This is a genomic window from Chryseobacterium sp. DT-167, assembly GCF_058310155.1.
In genome coordinates this window covers 1-1,211 of record NZ_JBZEEQ010000029.1, presented here as the reverse complement: position 1 = coordinate 1,211, position 1,211 = coordinate 1, and the positions used below count along the sequence as shown (strand labels likewise).

The following is a 1,211-nucleotide window of genomic DNA, read 5'->3' as shown; positions in this document are numbered from 1 at the left end:
TTTGTCATCCTATGTTTGCAAAACAATAAATTTAATTAATAATAAAGAGAAGTTAGGGTAAAGAAAAAAGCTACAGATTGTCATTAGTCTCGCAGACAGAACGGAATGTAAGTTCCTTTACCCTTTACTACAAAAGCTTGAACAGATCATTAGGTTATAAAGCCTGCATTCAGGATAGATAAGCTGTGTAGTATTTCTTCTCGTTAAAAAACTATTGTATGTGTAAATTTATAGGAATTGACATTAGTAAGCAAACATTTGATGTTAGTTTTTCTGAAGACAAAAGATGGAGGCATCAAGTTTTCGAGAACAAACTCTCTGGTTTTAAAAAATTATTAAAACTGTTAAATACAGAAGATTGGGTTGTGATGGAAGCTTCAGGAAGTTACTATCTTCCTTTGGCAGAGTTTTTAAATAAAATGAATATACAGGTTTGTGTTGTAAATCCTTTGGTGATCAGGCGATTTTCGCAGACCAATCTTTATCGCGCAAAAACGGACAAGAAAGATGCCCAGACCATTGCGGAATATGCAGAAAAATATGAATTGAGGAAGTGGAATCCGGCGAGTGAAAAGGCCAATAAACTCCACCAATTGTATAGTCGGAAAGAAATGCTCATAAAACAGGTTCATCAGAATCAAAGACAGTTGGAAGCTTTTCATTCGAGTGGTTTTCTGGATAAATTTTTAAAAATGGAGATTAATAATTCCATTAAATATTTAGAAAATAAAATATTGAAACTTGAGAAAGAAATGGACAGGCTCTCGTTGGAAGAATATTCGGAAACAATGGAAAATCTCCAGAGTATTCCAGGGATAGGAAAGCAAACAGCGATGATGATGTGTCTGATTACAGACAATTTTGAGAAATTCGATCATTATAAACAATTAATTGCCTTTGTGGGATTCAGTCCCCGGATCTATCAAAGTGGAACAAGCGTAAAAGGCAGAGGTCATATTTGTAAAATGGGAAAGGCGCAAGTTAGAAAACTGCTTTACTTATGCAGTTGGAGTGCAAAAAGGTGGAATACCAAATGTAGGGAAATGTATGAAAGATTAAAAGCAAAAGGTAAACCTGAGCGTGTGATAAAAATAGCCATCGCAAATAAGCTGATAAAACAGATATTTGCTATTGGAAAAAACAAAGAAAAATATCAGGCAGATTTTTGCTAAATAATTTGCATATTAACACAGATCATTCCGTAGGAATCT

General features: G+C 34.0%; 1 protein-coding gene. It reads left to right on the top strand.

Features of this window, described 5'->3' with window-relative positions; translation table 11 throughout:
* Window positions 1-218 precede the first annotated feature (218 nt).
* Window positions 219-1,172, top strand: coding sequence for an IS110 family RNA-guided transposase (locus AC4FQ5_RS19510; RefSeq protein ID WP_491146137.1), 954 nt, complete (start codon window positions 219-221; stop codon window positions 1,170-1,172).
* Window positions 1,173-1,211: the final 39 nt, after the last annotated feature.

Bases quoted from the DNA above. Each gene is read 5' to 3' on its own strand.
- AC4FQ5_RS19510 (WP_491146137.1), top strand. From the start codon at position 219: ATGTGTAAATTTATAGGAATTGACATTAGTAAGCAAACATTTGATGTT.